Here is an 18,735-nt window from a genome sequence, read left to right on the forward strand (position 1 = left end):
GGCAGGCTGCTCCCATGATGCTCATCGAGACCGCCGTGCCGTACCACCGCCTGGCGCGACTGCATCGGCGCAGCGCGCGCTGGTGGACCCCGCTGAGCACGCTCGGCGTCGCCCTCGGCCTCTACGCCGCCATGCTCGGTCTGCTGCTGGTCGCCTCGGTGGTCTGGGCGCTGCTCCCCGGCATGCCGAACCCCAGCGCGTGGTTCGACGACCCGCTGAACCCGCTCGACTGGCTGATGATGCTCGGGCCGCTGGCGATGATGCTGCCGGCGGTGCTGCTCGGCGTGCGCTGGGGCGGACGCCGACGCGGCACCATCCACTCGGTGGCCGGGCGGTTCCGCTGGGACCTCATGCTGCGCGCCGCCGTCGTGGTGGTGCCGGTCTACGTCGTCGTGCTCGCCGGGTGGCGGCTCATCTCGCCGCCGGAGGACTTCGCCTGGCCGCCCCTCGACGCCCGGCTGCTGATCATCGCCGCGATCGTGCTGCTGCTCGGCCCGCTGCAGTGCGCCGCCGAGGAGTACGTGTTCCGCGGCCTGCCGCAGCAGCTGCTCGGCACCTGGCTGCGCTCGCCCGCCTGGGGCATCCTGCTGCCGGTGCCGCTCTTCGTGCTCGGCCACGGCTACGACTGGGCCGGCCAGGTGGGGATCGGAGCCTTCGCGCTGGCCACCGGGGTCCTGGTCTGGAAGACCGGAGGGCTCGAGCTGGCGATCCTGCTGCATACCGCGAACAACATGGTGCTGTTCGCCTTCGCGCCCACCAGCCCATCGTCGCTGCAGCAGGGTCCGATCGATCCGTTCTGGCTGCTCATCGACCTGCCGCTGGTCTTCGGCGTGACGCTCGGGTTGTGCGTCTGGGTCTCGCGGCGGCACGGCCTGCGCTGGAACGAGCCGCTGCGCTCCTCCACAGCCGCCCCATCCTCCGCTCCCGACAAGCGTTCGCTGTCGGCGGGCGAGGAGGGCAGCGCCGTCGCCGTAGGATGAAGCGGATGGACGACGACGATTTCGAAGACTACGACCGCGAGGTCGAGGTGGCGCTGTACCGCGAATACCGCGACGTCGTCAGCATGTTCCGCTACGTGGTGGAGACCGAGCGTCGCTTCTACCTCGCCAACGAGGTGGAGCTCGTGCGCAAGGACACCGAGCACGACTTCTACTTCGAGCTGACGATGAGCGACGTCTGGGTCTGGGACGTCTACCGTTCCGACCGCTTCGTCAAGAGCGTGCGCGTGCTCACCTTCAAGGACGTCAACGTCGAGGAGCTCAGCTCGAAGGAGCTGGAGCTGCCCAAGGAGCTCGCGCTCGACGAGTAGTCGGTCCTGTTCTGAAAGCAGGAGCCCGCGGCCGTGCATCCGCTTCGGAGCGCGGTGCGCCAGGATGAGCGGATGACCGTGCATCCGATCGGCGCCGAACCGGCCGACGACGACCTGCCCGAGGTCGTGCGCCTGGCCCGCGCCCTCATCCGCATCGACACCTCGAACTTCGGCCGCCGCGCCGAACCCGAGCGACCCGCCGCCGACCTCGTCGAGGCCGAGCTCGCCGCGGTGGGCATCACGGCGCAGCGCTTCGAGCGCGAGCCCGGCCGCACGAACCTCGTCGCCCGCTGGCGGGGCAAGGACCCCGCGCTGCCGGCCCTGCTGCTGCACGCCCACCTCGATGTCGTGCCCGCCGACCCGCACGCCTGGACGCATCCGCCGTTCGCCGGCCGCATCGAGGACGGCATGCTGTGGGGTCGCGGTGCCGTCGACATGAAGGACTTCGCGGCCATGATCGTCGCGGCCGTGCGGCGCCTCGTGGGGGAGGGGTTCCAGCCCGACCGCGACATCGTGCTCGCCTTCCTCGCCGACGAGGAGGCGGGCAGCGACCTCGGCTCGGTGTGGCTGGTCGAGGAGCACCCCGAGGTGTTCGCGGGCGTCGACACGGCGCTCGGCGAGGGCGGCGGCTACAGCATCGACATCGCCGGCGGCCGCGCCTACTTCATGAACACCGGCGAGAAGGGCGTGCTGACGCTCGAGCTCACCGCTCGGGGCACCGCCGGCCACGGCTCGCTGCCGGCGATCGACAACCCGAACCTGCGCATCGCCCGCGCGGTCACCGCGGTCGGGGGATCGAGTGGCCGCTCGTCATGACCGACACCACGGCAGCCCTGCTGGAGCGGCTGCGCGAGCTCGGCGGCATGCCGTCGGATGCGACGCCCGAGGAGCTGGCGGAGCTCGCCGGACCCAGCGCGGTGCGCATCCGTGCGGGCCTGCGCGACGTCTCGAACGTCACGATCGTGAGCGGCGGCTACAAGGACAACGTGGTGCCCGAGACGGCGACGGCGACCGTCGACCTGCGCTACATCCCCGGTCGGGCGGAGGCGGCCATCGCCGCCGTGCGCGAGGCGGTCGGCGGCGACATCGAGGTGCGCCCGACCATGGAACTGCCCGCGTTCGAGACGCCCTTCTCCGGGCGGCTGGTGGACGAGCTGCAGGCCGTCATCGAGGAGGTCGACCCGGGCGCCGTCGTGCTGCCGCACCTCGTGCCCGGCGGCACCGACAACAAGGCGCTGCGCCGGCTCGGCATCGACGGCTACGGCTTCATCCCGCTGCGTCTGCCGGCGGGCTTCCCGTTCCCGCGCATGTTCCACGGCGTCGACGAGCGCGTGCCGCTCGAGTCGCTCGTCTTCGGCGAGGACGTGCTGGCACGCCTGCTGCGCCGGGCGTAGGCGCTGCGCAGCTCGGCCCGCCGCCTGCGCGCGTGCGCGGGGCGCCCTGCGGGTGCGCGGCACCGTGACTCCTGCCCCGCGACTCAGCATCGAGACGACGTCTCAGCCCGGTGCCCGCCTCTGACTCGTCGCTTCGATGCTGAGTCGCGCTGAGGTCCTGCCTGGGCGCGCTGCCGTGCTGCCCGCGTCGCATGCAACTGGTCCCCCTGCACCCCGGATCCCGAAGTGGGATGCGCGAGGCGCCACGGCTCCTGCCCCGCGACTCAGCGTCGAGACGACGACTCAGCACCGCGTCCGCTGCTGACTCGTCGCTTCGATGCTGAGTCACCCGGACGCAGGCACGCCGCGACCGCAGGCACGCCCACCCGTCCTCCACCGCCGAAGCCGCACCCCGCACCCCACCGATCGAGCGGATGCACGCCCGCCGCCCCGCCCCCGGCGCGAGCCTCGAGGCGTGAACAGCCCATCCGCTCCAGTCCCCGGACGCGCCGGTCGCGCGCCCACCGGCCGCGCCGGAAGCGCGCCGCGCAACGACCCGCGGCACGAGCTCGGCAGGCTCGGCGAGAACCTCGCGGCCCAGCACCTCGAGCGGGCCGGTTGCACGGTGATCGAGCGCAACTGGCGCTGCCCCCTCGGCGAGCTCGACATCGTGGCCCGCGACGGCGGCGAGCTCGTCGTCGCCGAGGTCAAGACCCGCGCCGGCACGGGCTGGGGCCATCCGTTCGAGGCGATCACGCACACGAAGCTCGCACGCCTGCGGCGGCTGGCCGGGGCGTGGTGCGAAGCGCATCCGCTCGACTGCGAGGGCCTGCTCGTGCGCATCGACGCGATCGCGGTCATCGCGCCGCGCGGTGCCGCCGCCACCGTCGAGCACCTGCGGGGCATCGGCTGATGGCGCTCGCGCGCACGACATCGGTGGCCCTGCTCGGGCTGCGCGGAGCCCTCGTCGAGGTCGAGGCCGACCTCAGCGCCCAGCTGCCCGGCTTCGTGCTCATCGGCCTGCCGGACGCCGCGCTGGGGGAGGCTCGCGATCGGGTCCGCGCCGCGGCCTCCAACGCCGGCTGCCCGCTGCCGAACCGCAAGCTCACCGTCAACCTCTCGCCGGCCTCCTTGCCCAAGCACGGCAGCGCCTTCGATCTGGCGATCGCGCTGGCGGCGCTCGCCGCGGCGGGAGCGGTGGAGCCCGCATCCGTGGCGAAGGTCGTGCACCTCGGCGAGCTCGGTCTCGATGGCCGGCTGCGCCCGACCGAGGGCGTGCTCGCCGCGGTGGCCGAGGCCGCGCGGCTCGGGGCCGAGACGGTGATGGTGCCGGCAGGCAACGCCGAGGAGGCGCAGCTCGTGCCGGGCGTGCGGATCGTGCCGGTGGTGTCCTTGCGGGAAGCGGCCATCTGGCACGGTGCCGAGATCGAGTCGGAGCATCAGGAGCCGCTGCTCGCAGCGCCGATCGAGCAGCGCGAGCTCGACGACACCGATCTCGCCGAGGTGATCGGCAACGAGGAGGCGGTCCACGCCCTGCTCGTCGCGGCGGCTGGTGGCCATCATCTGCTCATGCTCGGCCCGCCCGGCGCAGGCAAGAGCATGCTCGCCGCGCGGCTGCCCGGCCTGCTGCCCGACCTCGACACCGCGACCGCGCTGGAGGTGAGCGCACTGCGGTCGCTCAGCGGTATCGCCCTCTCCCGCGGATTGGACCGCAGGCCGCCCTTCGAAGCGCCGCACCACAGCGCCACGGCGCCCGCGCTCATCGGCGGCGGCAGCGGTCAGCTGCGTCCCGGTGCCGCGGCCCGGGCGACCGGCGGGGTGCTCTTCCTCGACGAGGCGACCGAGTTCCCGGCCAGCGTGCTCGACACGCTGCGGCAGCCGCTCGAGACCGGGCGCATCCGCATCCACCGGGCGCGCGCCACTGCCGAGTTCCCCGGACGCTTCCAACTGGTGCTCGCCGCGAACCCGTGCCCCTGCGGCCTCTACGGCGCGCCCGGCGACGAGTGCACCTGCAGCCCGGCGCTGCGCCGACGCTACCTCGGTCGCCTCTCGGGACCGCTGCTCGACCGCATCGACCTGCAGCTGCGCCTGCGCCGCATCACCGCGGCCCAGCTGCGCATGTCGCGCGAGCGGCCCGGGCTCGGCACCGACGCCGCCCGCGCCCTGGTCGTCGACGCCCGGGCGCGCGCCGAGCGACGCCTCGCGGGTTCCGGCTTCAGCCGCAACAGCGAGCTGCCCGGCTCGTGGCTGCGCGGCGAGGGCCGCCTGCCGCGCGCCGCCACCGCCGACCTCGACCGCGCCCTCGAGCGCGGCCTGCTCACCATGCGCGGCTACGACCGCGTGCTGCGCGTCGCCTGGACCGTCGCCGACCTCGACGGCGCATCCGCGCCAGGAGCGGATGCGGTCGGCCGCGCCCTCGCGCTGCGCCGCCCCGCGTAGACGCACGGCCCCATGCCCGCCCCGACGATCGGATGAGGAACGAATGACCCAGCGACCCCCGCTCCCGCAGACCCCGGCCCTTCCGGCGCGCCCGGCTCATCCGCCCCCGCGGGCCGCGCCCCCGCCGACCCCGGCCGTGCGGACCCCGACCCCGGCCGCGCCGCACCGACCGCACCCCGCCCCACCCTCTACGGCCTCGACCGCGACCAGCTCCGGCGAGCGGTCGGCGCCATCCGCTCGGACCACGCACCCGACGAGCTGCCCGAGCTCGTCGCCCGCGCCGCCTGGACCGGCCTCGCCGAGCCCGGCGACGGCGCGGCCGGCCTGCTCGTGGAGACCCTCGGCGCCGAGCCCGCGCTGCGACTGGTGCTCGACCGCGCCACTCCCGCGCAGCTCGTCGCCGAGGTGCAGCGCGGAGGGGCCCTGCCCGCGCCCGGGCTCGAGCAGCTGCTCGGCCAGGGCATCGAGCGCTGGTCGGCCAAGCTCGATTCGCGGCTCCTGCTGCGCTCCCTGCGCAACGCCGCCACGCTCGGTCTGCGCCTGCTCGCACCGGGCGACACCGACTGGCCCGAGGGGCTGGACGACCTCGGCGTGCACGGTCCGCTCGCCATGTGGAGCAGAGGCCGCCCCGAGCGGCTCGCCGCCCTCGGCCGCTCGATCGCCCTGGTCGGAGCGCGCGCCGCGACCACCTACGGCGAGCAGGTGGCGATGGAGGCCGCCGCAGGGCTCGTCGACCGCGGTTTCGCGGTGCTCTCGGGGGCGGCGTACGGGATCGACGGCATGGCGCACCGCTCCGCGCTCGCCAGCGAGGGTGTGACGGTGGCGGTGCTGGCCGGCGGCCTCGACCGCTACTACCCGAGCGGGCACGAGCAGTTGCTGCGGCGCATCGCCTCGGAGGGCGCGGTCGTCTCGGAGCTGCCGCCCGGTGCCGCACCGACCAAGTGGCGCTTCCTGCAGCGCAACCGCCTCATCGCCGCGATGTCGCAGGCGACGATCGTGCTCGAGGCCGGCCGGCGTTCGGGCTCGCTGAACACCGCCGGGCATGCCTCGGCGCTGGCGAGGCCGCTGGGAGCGGTGCCGGGGCCGGTGACGAGTCCCGCATCCGCCGGCTGCCACCGCCTGCTGCGCGAGTACGACGCGGTCTGCGTCACGACCGCCGAGGAGATGGCGGAGCTGGCGCCGCCGGCGCCGCCCGAGTGAGGGCGTCGCAAGAGTCGCCCGGGTGAGGGTGTCGCAGGAACCGCCGAAGTGCTAGCGGTTGGCTGCCTCAGCGCACGACGTCGTAGACGAGGTGCGCGAACCGCCCGCGCTGCTCCACCGAGACCAGGCGCAGTGACGACGGCGCGATCGTGCGCGGCAGCAGCGGCCGGCCCGCCGCCACGGTCGCCGGCGCGAACGACAGCTCGAGGCGGTCCAGCGCTCCGGCGTCGAGGAATTGCCCGGCGAGGTCGCCGCCGCCCACGATCCAGACGTCCTTCCCGTCGGCGGCCTCGCGCAGCTCGTCGAGGTGCTCGGCGACGTCGCCGAAGCGGAAGCGCACATCCGCTCCCTCCGGCGCCGGCAGCTCCCGGCTCGTGAACACGTAGCTCGGGCGCTCCCCGTAGTGCTTCGACCAGTCGGCCACCTCGTCGAGCAGCTTCGCCTCGCGCAGCACCCACTCGTAGGTGGTGGAGCCCTGCACGAGCACGCCGACGCCCTCCATGAAGTCGGCCTGCGGCTGCTCGGTGCCGGCCGGATCGACGGCGAAGAGCCAGTCGAGCGAGTCCTGCTCGTCGGCGAGGTGACCGTTCAGCGTGGTTGCGGTCAGGAACACGAAGCGGGTCATGGCGCGACGGTACCGCCGACCGCCGTCACGTCGACGAAGTGCTCGACGGTCGGGAACGGCTCGTAGAAGCGATGCAGCAGCTCCTTCCATCGCGCGTACTCGGACGAGCGCCGGAAGCCGTCCGTGTGGGCCTCGACCGAGTCCCACACGACCAGCAGCAGGTAGGTGCTCGGCGACTCGATCGAGCGCGAGAGCGACAACGACCGGAAACCCGGCTGCGCCGCGATGAGGGCACGCGCCTGGTCGAAGGCCGCCTCGAAATCGGCCTCAAGGCCGGGGCGGACGGGCAGGAGGGCGTGCTCGCGGATCATGCCGCCCATCCTGCCGCGCCTAGACTCGATGCCCTCATGCAGTGCGACTACTTCGATGCCGGCCTGTGCCGCTCGTGCACCCTGATGGGCGTGCCGTACGGCGAGCAGCTGGCGGCCAAGGAGGCGCACTGCCGCGAGCAGCTGGCCGCCCACGAGGGCATCACCTGGCTGCCGGCGGTGGCGAGCGCGGAGCGCGGCTTCCGCAACAAGGCGAAGATGGTCGTCGGCGGCACGGTGGACGCCCCGACGCTCGGCATCCTCGACGCCGCCGGGCACGGTGTCGACCTCCAGCGCTGCGGTGTCTGCGATCCGGGACTGCACGCCGCCTTCCCTGCGCTGGTGGACTTCATCCGCCTCGCCCGCATCCAGCCCTACGATGTGCCGGCCCGACGCGGCGAGCTGAAGCACCTGCTCGTCACGATCTCGCCGGACGGCGAGCTCATGGTGCGCTTCGTGCTGCGCTCGCAGGAGTCGCTCTCGCGCATCCGCAAGCACCTGGCGACGCTGCTCGCCGCGCTGCCGAACCTCGTCGTGGCGAGCGTCAACCTGCAGCCCGAGCACAAGGCGGTGCTCGAGGGGGCCGACGAGATCGTGCTGACCGAGCGGCAGACGATGCGGATGCGCGTCAACGACGTCGAGCTCGGGCTGCGGTCGCGCAGCTTCTTCCAGACGAACACGCCCATCGCCGCCGCGCTCTATGCGCAGGCGCGCGAGTGGGTCGCCGAGACCGCGCCGGCCAGCGTCTGGGACCTCTACTGCGGCGTCGGCGGCTTCGCTCTGCATCTCGCCGCACCGGGTCGTGAGGTCGTCGGCATCGAGACGAGCGCCGAGGCGGTGCGCACCGCCGAACGCAGCGCCGCCGAGGCAGGCCTGCCGGGCACCCGCTTCCTCGCCGACGACGCCACGGCCTTCGCGCTCGCCAGCACCGTTCCGCCCGAGCTCGTGCTGGTCAACCCGCCCCGCCGCGGCATCGGCACGGCGCTCGCCGAATGGCTCGAGCGCAGCGGCGTCGAGCGCGTCGTCTACTCCTCCTGCAACGCGGTCACCCTCGGCCGCGACCTGCGCTCGATGCCGAGCCTGCGCCCCACCCGCGCCCGCGTGCTCGACATGTTCCCGCAGACGAACCACTACGAGGCCATCACCCTCCTCGAACGCGCCTGACCGCCCCCGCCCGAGCACCCCCCCGCCCGAGCACCCCTGCCCGAGCACCCCTGCCCGAGCACCCCTGCCCGAGCACCCCTGCCCGACTGCCCCGCCCGCCCCCGCCCAACTGCTCCCGCCCGACTGCTCCCGCCTGACCGCCCCCGCTCGACGCGACCGCCCGCCGTCCTCTCGAACCGTGCGCTCGGCACTCCGCCCATCCCGAATGACGGAGGTTCTGAGCTGCGCCGCGCCGCGCCGCGGCGGTCGCGCCCCGTATCGACGAGATCTCCGTCATTCGGATGAGGGATGCGCGGTCACCCCCGCTCTCCGCCGTCGCTGCCCACCGCGCCGGACGGACGATGGCATCCGCTCCGCCGTCGCTGCGCCCCGCGCCGGACGGACGGCGGCGACCGCTCCACCGTCGCTGCGTACCGCGATGCGCGGCGCTCCACCGACGCAGCCCGCCGACGGGGCAGCATGGAGCCATGACCCTGCGCGAGAGCCTGGCGCCGTTCGCGGCGCACCTCGACGCCGAGCGCGGTCTCAGCGCCAACACCCGCCGTGCCTACCTCGCCGACCTCGAGGAGCTCGTCGGCGCCCTCGAGGCGAGCGGATGCACCGAGCCCGCGACCCTGGACCTCGAGCGCCTGCGCGATTGGCTCTGGGAGGGCGCGCAGCGCGGCCTCGCCGGCGCGAGCCTCGCACGGCGCTCCGCGGCGGCGCGGGCCTGGACGGCGTGGCTGTCGAAGCGGGACGGTCTGGAGGCCGACCCCGGCGCCCGCCTGCGCGCGCCGAAGGCCGAGCGGCGCCTGCCGCGGGTGCTGAGCCGCGGGCAGATGGACGGCATCCTCGAAGGGCTCGCCGTCCGAGCGGCGGGCGACGACCCGGCGGCCCTGCGCGACCTCGCGGTGATCGAGCTGCTCTACGCGAGCGCCCTGCGCGTCGGCGAGCTGGTCGGCATCGACCTGGCGCACGTCGACGCCACCAGGCTCACGGTGCGGGTCACGGGCAAGGGCTCGAGGGAGCGCGTGGTGCCGTTCGGCGTGCCGGCCTCGCGGGCGCTGCAGGCGTACCTCGACCGCGGACGCCCCGCGCTGGCCGCGGCGTCGCGTCGAGCCACCTCGGAGGCGCAGCGGGGCCCGCAGGCGGAGGAGCTGCGGGTGGCGCCGCGGGAAACTCGTCCCGAGCCTCCGGCAGCAGGTATCGCCGCGCACACCGGCACCGAAGCCCTCTTCCTCAACTCCCGCGGCGCCCGCATCGGGACCCGCACGGTCTACGGGCTCGTGGCGGGCCTGCTCGAGGGGGTGCCCGGCAGCGGCCCGAGCGGCCCGCATGCGCTACGGCACACCGCGGCCACGCACCTGCTCGACGGCGGCGCCGACCTGCGCGCGGTGCAGGAGATGCTCGGCCACGCGAGCCTCGGCACCACGCAGATCTACACGCACGTGTCCACCGAGCGCCTCCGCGACGCGTACCGCACCGCCCATCCGCGCGCCTGAGGTCGACGCAGATCGGCGTGAATCCGCCGGTCCCGCGCGGTCGGAGCGACCGATCCGCGCCGATCTGCTGACGGGTTCGTCCCTGTGGCGCTCGAGGTCGACGCAGATCGGCGTGAATCCGCCGGTCCCGCGCGGTCGGAGCGACCGATCGGTGCCGATCTGCTGACGGGTTCGTCCCTGTGGCGCTCGAGGTCGACGCAGATCGGCGTGAATCCGCCGGTCCCGCGCCGTCGGAGCGACCGATCCGCGCCGATCTGCGCGACGAATGCGCGCTGATGGCGCGACTGCCCCGCGCGACGGCTCCGCGCGACTGACCCGCGCGACTGCTCCCCGCGACGGCCCCGCGCGACGGCCCCGCGCGACGGCTCCGCGCGACGGCTCCGCGCGACTGACCCGCGCGACTGCCCCGCGCGACGGCTCCGCGCGACTGCAGCGCGTTCGCGAGCGCGACGCCCTCATCCGATCGGCCGTGTGGGCAGCAGCACGGCGCGCGGCACGCCGCCCAGGAACAGCAGCGGCGACACGTACTCGGTGCCGTCGAGTCGGGCCCCGACGTGCAGGCAGCCGCCGGCGCAGTGGCCGTCGTCCGCGACCGTGCCGATGACCTCGCCGGCGCGCACCGCGTCGCCCGCCGCGAGCGCCGTCGCCACGGGCTCGAAGCTCGACAGCAGCCCGTCGGCGTGCCGGATGCTCAGCACCGGCCGGTCCACGACCACGCCCGCGAAGTGCACGACGCCGTCCTCCGGCGCGAGCACCTCGGTGCCGGCCGCCGCACGCAGATCGATGCCGCGGTGGCCCGCCTCGTAGGGCGTCGGCGGCGCCTCGAAGTCGCGCACCACCGTGCGCGGCGGTCCGATCGGCCACGACCACCTCGATGCCTCCGCTCCGTTCGCCAGCGACGCGGCAGCGGGGCCGCCGCCGGGCGCGACCGCGCCGAGCGCCACCAGCAGCAGAGCGGATGCGCCGAGCACCTTGAGCAGACCTCTCACGCCCACAGCGTCCGTCGCGGTGGCGCAGCGCGGTCCCGTCGGAGCCGTCCTGTGGACGGCTCAGCGGGGTGGAGGAGACGACCCGGTCACGTGACGACGAGCGCCGAACCACGAGCGCCGAACCACGAGCGCCGAACCGCGAGCCACGACCCGCGAGCCAACAGCGGCGAGCAACCGGCAACGAGCTGCAAGCGACCAGCAGCGAGCAACCAGCGACCAGCGACCGACAGCAACGGGCAGCGGATCGACTCGACCGCCGAAGCGCGCCCGTCAGCCCTCGATGCCGAGCTGCTCCCGGTACACCGCCGCGATGCCCGAGAGGTAGCGGGTCACCACGGCCCGCTCGTCCTCGTCGAGCTCGTCGAGCACGCCCTGGGCCCCGCGGGTCAGCGGCAGCAGCCGGTCGAGGGCGCGGCGCACGCTCTCGGGCTCGGGCACGACCAGGAGTCGGCGCCGGTCGTCCGGGTCGGGCTCGCGGCGTGCATGGGAGAGGCCCTCGAGGCGGTCGATCACGCCGGTGACGGCGGCGGTGCTCACGCCGAGTCGGCGTGCGAGCTCGCCGGGGCTGAGCGGTCCCGACTCCATGAGGTGCTGCATGGCCGCGAAGTCGGTGGGGTTGGTGCCGAGCGCGGCGCCCATGTCGAGCTCCATCGACTTGGTGAGCTTGAGGATCTCGCGCAGCAGCAGCGTCGCCTCGCCGAACGCGAAGTCTGGTCGAGGAGCGGTGGCCATGCCGGAAGCCTACCGCCAGCTGGCTAAGACGGTTATTAGCTAACCAACTTAACGATATGCTCGAGGGCATGACCCGCTTCGTCACCGGCCGCGCGCCGGCCTGGATCGTCCTCGTGCTCACCGTCCTCGTCGCGGGCGGCCTGTTCGCCCTCGGCACGGGGGCGAGCGGCACGCAGACACCCGAGAGCGGGCTGCCCGACGCCTCCGAGTCCGCCCGCGCCGCCGCGATCGTCGACGACCTCGACGACGGCGACTCGAGCACCGCCCTGCTCGTCTACACCCGCGAGGGCGCCGGGCGCGAGGGCGGCACCGTCGACGAGGCGGACCTGGCCGCGATCCGGCAGACCCTGCCGGCGCTGGGAGAGTTCGGCCAGCCGGTGCCCCCGCAGCTGGCCGAGGACGGCAGCAGCGCGCTCGTCGTGCTCGTCCTCGACGCCGAGCCGGACGTCGACCTGCAGGCCGAGCGGGCCGCCGGGATCCGCGACGCCGCCGCCGTCGACGGACTCACCCTGTACCTCTCCGGCCCCGAGGGCTTCGCCGTGGACGTCGCCGGCATCTTCGCCGGCGCCGACGTCACCCTGCTCATCTTCACCGCCGCGGTCGTCGCGGTGCTGCTGCTGGTCACCTACCGCAGCCCCGTCCTGTGGCTGGTGCCGCTCGCCGTCGTCGGTCTCGGCGACGCCCTGGCGGGCATCGTCGCGACCCGGGTCGCGGCGCTGTTCGAGATCACCCTCGACCCGTCCGTCAGGGGCATCCTCTCGGTGCTCGTCTTCGGCGCCGGCACGAACTACGCGCTGCTGCTCATCGCCCGCTACCGCGACGAGCTGCGCAAGCACGAGGACCGCCGCGAGGCCATGCGCCGCTCGCTCCGGGGCGCCGGCCCGGCGGTGCTCGCGAGCGGCTCCACCGTCGTGCTCGCCCTGTTCACGCTGCTGCTCGCGAGCCTCGGCTCCAACCGCGCGCTCGGCCTCGCCTGCGCGATCGGCGTGCTCGTCGCGATGGCCTTCGCGCTCATCGTGCTCCCGGCCGCGCTCGTGCAGTTCCCGCGCGGCATCTTCTGGCCGCTGGTGCCGGAGGTCGGCACCGAGCCCGCGGTCGAGCGCAGCGTCTGGGGCCGTCTCGGCCGTGGCGTCGCGAAGCGGCCCACCGCGGTCGCCGTGCTCGGCGTGCTCGTGCTGCTCGGCCTCGCGGCCGGCGGCCTCGGCGCGAAGACCGGCCTGTCGCAGACCGAGCGCTTCCTCGACACCCCCGACGCCGTCATCGGCCAGGAGCTGCTGGCCGAGGGCTTCAGCCAGGGCGGCAGCGGCTCGCCGACCACGGTCGTCGTGCGCGCGGACGAAGCGGATGCGGCCGTCACCGCCGCCGAATCCGTCACGGGCGTCGTCTCCGTCGCCGAGCAGGCCGAGGGCACGAGCGGCGGCGACGACTGGACCGAGCTCTCTGTCGCCATCGAGGGCGAGCCGGAGTCGGATGCGGCGTTCGCGACGGTGGCCGACCTGCGCGAGGCGCTCCCCGCATCCGCTCTGGTGGGCGGTCTCGACGCGGAGGCGCTCGACGTCGCCGACGCGACCGCCGCCGACCAGGCGCTGCTGATCCCGCTCATCCTGGCGCTCGTCTTCGTCGTGCTCGTGGTGCTGCTGCGCGCGCTGCTCGCGCCGGTGCTGCTGCTCGTCACGGTGGTCGGCAGCTTCTTCGCGAGCGTCGGCGCCAGCTGGCTGCTCTTCCAGCACGTGTTCGGCTTCCCGGCCCTCGACGGCAACGTGCTACTGCTGAGCTTCCTGTTCCTCGTGGCGCTGGGCGTGGACTACAACATCTTCCTGGTGACCCGGGCGCGCGAGGAGGCGGCGGAGCACGGCACCCGCGAGGGCATGGTGCGCGCGCTCGCGGCCACCGGCGGCGTCATCACGAGCGCGGGCGTCCTGCTCGCGGCCGTCTTCGCGGTGCTCGGGGTGCTGCCGCTCATCACGCTCACCCAGATCGGCATCATCGTCTGCGTCGGCGTGCTGCTCGACACCCTGCTGGTGCGCACGGTCATCGTGCCCGCGCTCGCGTTCCTCGCGGGCGAGCGCTTCTGGTGGCCCCGCAAGCGCCCGGCCTGATCCTGCGCCATATGGTCCGGAGGGCCGGGCCCGATCGCGGCGGGCTGATCGGGTCCGATCCGCGGAGCGCGTCGCTCACATGCGCGATCTTCTCCGACCCGCCGCACACCTTCCGTGCGATGGATCGCCCCGTGCACCGGAGCCGGTCCGCCGACTCAGCTCCCGTGGGCCGACTCAGCACCGAGGCGACAACTCAGCATCGCGTTCGCTGCTGACTCGTCGTCTCGATGCTGAGTCAGCGCGATCCGTCCCGATCCGCCGGGTCCTGTCGGCGCCCCGGAGGCGGCGCCCCGCGGCATCCGCCCACGCCACGCGGGTGCTACCATGCCGGTAGCACCCCGCGTGTCGGGGTGACTTCGCGTGCCCACCAGGCTCACCGCATCCACCGGTCTCCTCGAACGAGGAGCGGATGCGCGCCGGGCACCAGGATCCGCGGCCGTTCGGCCCGGGTAGACAACCGCAATCGACGCGCGAACGCGCGCGTCCAGAACAGGAGGCACGGCCATGGCCGTCGTCACGATCCGCCAGCTGCTCGACAGCGGCGTCCACTTCGGACACCAGACCCGCCGGTGGAACCCGAAGGTGAAGCGTTTCATCCTCACCGAGCGCTCGGGCATCCACATCATCGACCTGCAGAAGTCGCTGGGCTACATCGACAGCGCCTACGAGTTCGTCAAGGAGACGGTCGCCCGCGGCGGCACCGTGCTCTTCGTCGGCACCAAGAAGCAGGCCCAGGAGGCCATCGCCGAGCAGGCCAACCGCGTCGGCCAGCCCTACGTGAACCAGCGCTGGCTCGGCGGTCTGCTCACCAACTTCCAGACGGTCTCCAAGCGCCTCGCGCGCATGAAGGAGCTCGAGGAGCTCGACTTCGAGGGCACCACGAGCGGCTTCACCAAGAAGGAGCTGCTGATCAAGAAGCGCGAGCTCGACAAGCTGCACAAGACGCTCGGCGGCATCCGCAACCTCACCAAGACCCCGTCCGCGATCTGGGTCGTCGACTCCAAGCGCGAGCACCTCGCGGTCGACGAGGCCAAGAAGCTCGGCATCCCCGTGATCGGCATCCTCGACACGAACGCCGACCCCGACGAGCTGCAGTTCCCGATCCCGGGCAACGACGACGCGATCCGCTCGGTGGGCCTGCTCACCCGCATCATCGCCGACGCCGCCGCCGAGGGCCTCATCGAGCGCCACCAGAAGCCGGAGGAGGGCGGCAACGTCTCCGCCGTCGAGCCGCTCGCCGAGTGGGAGCGCGAGCTCCTCGAGACCCCCGCCGAGTCCGAGGCGCCGGCCGCCGAGGCCACCCCGGCCGCCGACGAGGCCCCGGTCGGTGCGACCGTCGCCGAGAACGACGCCGACGCCCAGGTCGCGGCGAAGGCCGACGAGGCCGCGGACATCACGCCGGACCACGCTCCCGAGACCGCGGAGCAGGTCGAGGCGGCCGCCGAGGCCGAGGCGAAGTAATCCAGTCGTCATGACGACGGATGCGGCCGGTCGGGGAGCATCCCCGGCCGGCCGCATCCATCTCAGCCATCAGAACGAATCATCAGAGTTAGGGAAAGCCGAATGGCAAACTTCAACGTCGCCGACGTCAAGGTCCTGCGCGAGCGCACCGGCGCCGGCATGGTCGACAGCAAGAACGCCCTGGTCGAGGCCGAGGGTGACATCGAGAAGGCCATCGAGATCCTGCGCCTCAAGGGCCTCAAGCAGGTCTCGAAGCGCGAGGACCGCTCCACGAGCGAGGGCCTGGTCGCCGCGAAGACCGTCGAGGGTGCCACCACGATCATCGAGCTCGGCACCGAGACCGACTTCGTCGCCAAGAACGAGAAGTTCATCGCCCTGGCCGACAAGGTTCTCGAGGCCGTCGCCGCCGCCGGCGCCGGCTCGCTCGAGGAGGCGCTCGCTGCCCCGGGTGGCCGCGGCACCGTCGCGGACCTCATCACCGACGAGGCCGCGATCCTCGGCGAGAAGATCGAGCTGCGCAAGGTCGCCCGCGTCGAGGGCCAGGAGTTCGCGGTCTACCTGCACAAGACCAGCAAGGACCTGCCCCCGCAGGTCGGCGTGGTCGTGGCCTACACCGGCTCGGACGCCGACACCGCTCGCGGCATCGCGCAGCACGTCGCCATGTTCGACCCGGCCTTCCTGTCGCGCGACGAGGTGCCGGCCGACGCCGTCGAGAACGAGCGCCGCATCGTTACCGAGATCGCGACCGCCGAGGGCAAGCCCGAGGCCGCGCTGCCGAAGATCATCGAGGGTCGCCTGACCGGATTCTTCAAGGAGCGCGTGCTGCTCGACCAGGGCTACGCCAAGGACAGCAAGGTCGCCGTTGCGAAGATCCTCGACGACGCCGGTCTCGCCGTGCAGTCGTTCGTGCGCTTCAAGGTCGGCGCGTAAGCGACGTCCTCACGAGGGCCCGGCAGCGTCTCGCTGCCGGGCCCTCGTCCGTCCCCGCAGCGTCGTCGGGGCGGTGCTGCGAGCGGATGCGCGGACCCCGCATCCGCGACCCCCTATCCTTGTGAAGGTGCCCGCGGCAGCGGCGCCCCAGTTCGACCAGGAGGAGCAGCCGCCATGAACGCCCACATCCCCACCCCCGAGGACACCGGCCGTCGACGCGTGCTGCTGAAGCTCTCCGGCGAGGCCTTCGGCGGCGGCCAGCTCGGCGTGAACCCCGACACGATCAACGCGATCGCCCGCGAGATCGCCGAGGCCGCGAAGTCGGTCGAGATCGCGATCGTCGTCGGCGGCGGCAACTTCTTCCGCGGCGCCGAGCTCAGCCAGCGCGGCATGGACCGCAGCCGCGCCGACTACATGGGCATGCTGGGCACCGTCATGAACGCCCTCGCCCTGCAGGACTTCCTCGAGCAGGCCGGCGCGGAGACCCGCGTGCAGTCGGCCATCGAGATGACCCAGGTCGCCGAGCCGTACATCCCGCGCAAGGCCGTGCGCCACCTGGAGAAGGGCCGCATCGTCATCTTCGGCGCCGGCGCGGGCCTGCCCTACTTCTCCACCGACACGGTCGCCGCGCAGCGCGCGCTCGAGATCGGCGCCGACGCCGTGCTGGTGGCCAAGAACGGCGTCGACGGCGTCTACTCCGCCGACCCGCGCACCGACCCGACCGCGGTCAAGCTCGACGAGCTGACCTACCAGGACGCGCTGGTGCGCGGTCTCAAGGTCGTCGACTCGACCGCCTTCAGCCTCTGCATGGACAACCGGATCGACATGGTCGTCTTCGGGATGGAGCCCGGCGGCAACGTCGCGGCCGCCATCCGGGGCGACAGCATCGGCACGCTCGTCCGCAGCTGAACGCCCCGGGTCGCCCAGGGCGGCCTGGCTACGATGGAACCGAACGAAGGAGCACCATGATCGCGGATGTGCTGTCCGACACCAAGGACAAGATGAGCAAGGCCGTCGAGGTCGCCAAGGACGACTTCGGCACCGTGCGCACGGGACGGGCCAACCCGGCCCTGTACCAGAAGGTCCTCGTCGACTACTACGGCAGCCCGACTCCGCTCGGCCAGCTCGCCGGCTTCCAGCAGCCCGAGGCGCGCGTGCTCGTGATCACGCCCTTCGACAAGTCCGCGCTCAAGGACATCGAGAAGGCGCTCGTCGCCGCCTCGCACCTCGGCGGCAACGTCAGCAACGACGGCACGATCATCCGCACCGTGCTGCCCGAGCTCACCGAGGAGCGCCGCAAGGAGTACGTGAAGCTCGCCCGCGACAAGGGCGAGGCCGCCCGCGTGGTCGTGCGCAACCTGCGCCGCAAGGGCAAGGACGACCTCGACGCGCTCAAGAACGAGGTCGGCGAGGACGAGATCGCCCGGGCTGAGAAGGAGCTCGACGCGGCGACGAAGTCGACGATCGACGCCATCGACGAGGCGCTGAAGAAGAAGGAAACCGAGCTGCTCGCGGTCTGAGCGCTCGAACGAGGGGTGGGGATGTCGGAACCGTCCGATGACGGCCGTGGAGTCGAGGGCGCCGCGCCGCCATCGGTCGACCCCGTGAACGCGTCCGATCCGACGGCCGCGGCGCCCGCCCTCGAACCGCATCCGCAGGACCCCGGCGCCGTCGCCCACGCGCAGCGCCGGGGCACGCGCGCCGAGTTCGAGCAGTTCGCGCAGGACCGTCGCGCCGAGATCGAGGCGCAGCTGGTCGCCAAGCGGGCGCAGCTCGACGCCGTGAACGAGCGGATCGAGGCCCGCACCGGCCGCAACCTCATCATGGCGATCGTCATCGGCGTCGCGCTCGGCGGCAGCATGCTGCTGAGCCTCGTCTTCGTCAAAGAGCTGTTCATGCTCGTGGCGGTCGTGCTCATCGCGTTCACCACCTCCGAGCTCTCGACGGCCCTGCGGGCGGCGGGGCGCGACGTGCCCCGCATCCCGACCGTGGTCGGCGGCGTGCTGGTCGTGCCCGCGGCCTGGTTCTTCGAGGGGCCGGGGCAGTGGTACGGCGTGCTCGGCGCGATCGCGCTGGTCAGCGTCTGGCGACTGGTCGAGACGGCCGTGCCGACCGCGCGGGCCACCCGGCGCAACCTCGTGCTCGATCTCGCCGCGGGCGCCTTCGTGCAGGCGTACATCACCCTGCTCGGCACCTTCGCCGTGCGGCTCACAGCCGCGGAGGGCGGCCAGTGGTGGACGCTGGGCTTCATCATCCTCGTGGTGCTCGTCGACACGGGCGCGTACGCGAGCGGGCTGCTGTTCGGCAAGCACCCGATGGCGCCCCGGATCAGCCCGAAGAAGACGTGGGAGGGCACGATCGGCGCCACGCTGATCACCCTCGTCGGCGGTGTGCTCATCGCGCAGTTCATGCTCGGCCAGCCCTGGTGGGTCGGCCTGGTCCTGGGCGGTTCGATCGTGGTCGCTGCCACGATCGGCGACCTCAGCGAGTCGCTCATCAAGCGCGACCTCGGGGTCAAGGACATGAGCACGTGGCTGCCCGGCCACGGCGGCTTCCTCGACCGGCTCGACTCGCTGTTCCCCTCCGCGGTGATCGCATATGCGATCTTCCTGCTGGTGGCATGAT

The 18,735-nt window shown here is 73.1% G+C and carries 19 protein-coding genes; 15 read left to right on the forward strand and 4 right to left on the reverse strand.

Features of this window, described 5'->3' with window-relative positions; translation table 11 throughout:
- Positions 1-14 precede the first annotated feature (14 nt).
- The 7 genes from QQK26_RS14010 (at position 15) to dprA (ending at position 6,321) form a co-directional block, all read left to right on the forward strand.
- Positions 15-980 (forward strand): CPBP family intramembrane glutamic endopeptidase, encoded by a 966-nt coding sequence (locus QQK26_RS14010; RefSeq protein WP_284233846.1) that lies wholly within the window; start codon positions 15-17, stop codon positions 978-980.
- Between the two features lie 5 nt (positions 981-985).
- Positions 986-1,309, forward strand: a complete 324-nt coding sequence (locus QQK26_RS14015; protein ID WP_284233847.1) for a DUF2469 family protein — start codon at positions 986-988, stop codon at positions 1,307-1,309.
- A gap of 72 nt (positions 1,310-1,381) precedes the next feature.
- Positions 1,382-2,125 carry a M20/M25/M40 family metallo-hydrolase gene (locus QQK26_RS16295; protein WP_348520024.1) on the forward strand — a complete coding sequence of 248 codons (744 nt, stop codon included), beginning with the start codon at positions 1,382-1,384 and terminating at the stop codon, positions 2,123-2,125.
- A complete protein-coding gene (locus tag QQK26_RS16300; protein ID WP_348520025.1) occupies positions 2,122-2,703 on the forward strand; it encodes a M20/M25/M40 family metallo-hydrolase in 582 nt (193 codons plus the stop codon). Before QQK26_RS16295 ends, QQK26_RS16300 begins: the two co-directional genes overlap by 4 nt.
- Positions 2,704-3,157: 454 nt before the next feature.
- The gene (locus tag QQK26_RS14025; RefSeq protein WP_284233849.1) at positions 3,158-3,595 is read left to right on the forward strand and encodes a YraN family protein; all 438 of its coding nucleotides are present in this window, start codon (positions 3,158-3,160) and stop codon (positions 3,593-3,595) included.
- A complete protein-coding gene (locus QQK26_RS14030; RefSeq protein ID WP_284233850.1) occupies positions 3,595-5,121 on the forward strand; it encodes a YifB family Mg chelatase-like AAA ATPase in 1,527 nt (508 codons plus the stop codon). The genes QQK26_RS14025 and QQK26_RS14030 overlap by 1 nt, the downstream gene beginning before the upstream one ends.
- Before the next feature lie 330 nt (positions 5,122-5,451).
- Positions 5,452-6,321, forward strand: a complete 870-nt coding sequence (gene dprA / locus QQK26_RS14035; protein ID WP_284233852.1) for a DNA-processing protein DprA — start codon at positions 5,452-5,454, stop codon at positions 6,319-6,321.
- 67 nt (positions 6,322-6,388) lie between these two features.
- Here dprA and QQK26_RS14040 read toward each other — a convergent pair whose 3' ends face one another.
- On the reverse strand, positions 6,389-6,946 hold the full coding sequence (locus QQK26_RS14040) for a dihydrofolate reductase family protein (protein WP_284233854.1): 558 nt from the start codon (positions 6,944-6,946) through the stop codon (positions 6,389-6,391).
- Positions 6,943-7,257 carry an antibiotic biosynthesis monooxygenase family protein gene (locus QQK26_RS14045; protein WP_284233856.1) on the reverse strand — a complete coding sequence of 105 codons (315 nt, stop codon included), beginning with the start codon at positions 7,255-7,257 and terminating at the stop codon, positions 6,943-6,945. The genes QQK26_RS14040 and QQK26_RS14045 overlap by 4 nt, the downstream gene beginning before the upstream one ends.
- Before the next feature lie 36 nt (positions 7,258-7,293).
- Here QQK26_RS14045 and rlmC point away from each other — a divergent pair, with 36 nt between their 5' ends.
- Both rlmC and QQK26_RS14055 read left to right on the forward strand, forming a co-directional pair.
- On the forward strand, positions 7,294-8,418 hold the full coding sequence (gene rlmC / locus QQK26_RS14050) for a 23S rRNA (uracil(747)-C(5))-methyltransferase RlmC (RefSeq protein WP_284233859.1): 1,125 nt from the start codon (positions 7,294-7,296) through the stop codon (positions 8,416-8,418).
- 467 nt (positions 8,419-8,885) lie between these two features.
- On the forward strand, positions 8,886-9,899 hold the full coding sequence (locus QQK26_RS14055) for a tyrosine-type recombinase/integrase (RefSeq protein WP_284233863.1): 1,014 nt from the start codon (positions 8,886-8,888) through the stop codon (positions 9,897-9,899).
- A 455-nt stretch (positions 9,900-10,354) separates the two neighbouring features.
- Here the strand turns inward: QQK26_RS14055 and QQK26_RS14060 are convergent, their stop codons facing one another.
- Positions 10,355-10,888: a M23 family metallopeptidase gene (locus QQK26_RS14060; protein WP_284233865.1), complete on the reverse strand. Its 534-nt coding sequence runs from the start codon at positions 10,886-10,888 to the stop codon at positions 10,355-10,357.
- 270 nt (positions 10,889-11,158) lie between these two features.
- Positions 11,159-11,620 carry a MarR family winged helix-turn-helix transcriptional regulator gene (locus tag QQK26_RS14065; RefSeq protein WP_284233867.1) on the reverse strand — a complete coding sequence of 154 codons (462 nt, stop codon included), beginning with the start codon at positions 11,618-11,620 and terminating at the stop codon, positions 11,159-11,161.
- Positions 11,621-11,688: 68 nt separating this feature from the next.
- On the opposite strand from QQK26_RS14065, the gene QQK26_RS14070 reads away from it, so the two are divergent.
- The 6 genes from QQK26_RS14070 to QQK26_RS14095 all read left to right on the forward strand — a co-directional run bounded on the left by QQK26_RS14070 (position 11,689) and on the right by QQK26_RS14095 (position 18,734).
- Entirely contained in the window at positions 11,689-13,719 is a 2,031-nt protein-coding gene (locus QQK26_RS14070; protein ID WP_284233869.1) for an MMPL family transporter, read from the forward strand.
- Between the two features lie 504 nt (positions 13,720-14,223).
- Positions 14,224-15,180: a 30S ribosomal protein S2 gene (rpsB, locus tag QQK26_RS14075; RefSeq protein WP_284233871.1), complete on the forward strand. Its 957-nt coding sequence runs from the start codon at positions 14,224-14,226 to the stop codon at positions 15,178-15,180.
- 102 nt (positions 15,181-15,282) lie between these two features.
- On the forward strand, positions 15,283-16,110 hold the full coding sequence (tsf, locus tag QQK26_RS14080; RefSeq protein ID WP_284233873.1) for a translation elongation factor Ts: 828 nt from the start codon (positions 15,283-15,285) through the stop codon (positions 16,108-16,110).
- 174 nt (positions 16,111-16,284) lie between these two features.
- Complete coding sequence (gene pyrH / locus QQK26_RS14085; protein WP_284233875.1) at positions 16,285-17,019, forward strand: UMP kinase; 735 nt, start codon at positions 16,285-16,287, stop codon at positions 17,017-17,019.
- A gap of 56 nt (positions 17,020-17,075) precedes the next feature.
- Entirely contained in the window at positions 17,076-17,630 is a 555-nt protein-coding gene (gene frr / locus QQK26_RS14090; RefSeq protein ID WP_284233876.1) for a ribosome recycling factor, read from the forward strand.
- Between the two features lie 21 nt (positions 17,631-17,651).
- Positions 17,652-18,734, forward strand: coding sequence for a phosphatidate cytidylyltransferase (locus tag QQK26_RS14095; protein ID WP_284233878.1), 1,083 nt, complete (start codon positions 17,652-17,654; stop codon positions 18,732-18,734).
- Position 18,735 lies beyond the last annotated feature (1 nt).

Source organism: Arenivirga flava (genome assembly GCF_030161575.1).
GTDB classification, from domain to species: Bacteria; Actinomycetota; Actinomycetes; order Actinomycetales; family Microbacteriaceae; genus Arenivirga; species Arenivirga flava.